The 613-nt window shown below is 55.6% G+C and carries 2 pseudogenes; both read left to right on the top strand.

Annotated features, from left to right (window positions below):
- Window positions 1-6: 6 nt before the first annotated feature.
- Window positions 7-242 (top strand): annotated as a pseudogene (locus FDX22_RS30975) (1-acyl-sn-glycerol-3-phosphate acyltransferase); the annotation flags it as partial.
- Window positions 240-613: pseudogene (locus tag FDX22_RS32585) on the top strand (glycerol-3-phosphate 1-O-acyltransferase); the annotation flags it as partial. The pseudogenes FDX22_RS30975 and FDX22_RS32585, both read left to right, overlap by 3 nt.

Raw genomic sequence — 613 nt, 5'->3', positions numbered from 1 at the left:
AGCCATATGGACTACATGCTGCTGTCGTACGTTCTGTACCATCAGGGACTGGTTCCACCGCATATCGCGGCAGGGATCAACCTGAACTTCTGGCCGGCAGGTCCGATTTTCCGCCGTCTGGGCGCATTCTTTATTCGTCGTACGTTTAAAGGCAATANGGTTATTCGGTTGAGTACTTTGTCGAAGGTGGGCGCTCACGTACCGGTCGTTTGCTGGATCCGAAAACCGGCACGCTGTCGATGACCATCCAGGCAATGCTGCGCGGCGGTACGCGTCCTATCACCCTGGTGCCGATTTACATTGGCTACGAGCACGTGATGGAAGTCGGCACCTACGCGAAAGAACTGCGTGGCGCGACAAAAGAGAAAGAGAGCCTGCCGCAGATGCTGCGTGGCTTAAGCAAGCTGCGTAATCTGGGTCAGGGCTACGTTAACTTTGGCGAACCAATGCCGCTGATGACTTACCTCAACCAGCATGTGCCGGAGTGGCGTGAATCTATCGATCCTATCGAGTCTATCCGTCCTGCCTGGCTGACGCCGACGGTGAATAACATTGCTGCCGATCTGATGGTGCGCATTAACAACGCAGGCGCGGCCAACGCCATGAACCTGTG

The organism is Citrobacter sp. TBCS-14, from assembly GCF_005280805.1.
In the GTDB taxonomy this organism is placed as follows: domain Bacteria; phylum Pseudomonadota; class Gammaproteobacteria; order Enterobacterales; family Enterobacteriaceae; genus Citrobacter; species Citrobacter gillenii.
Note: the sequence above shows the minus strand (reverse complement) of the source record. Positions and strands in the feature narration are given on the sequence as shown.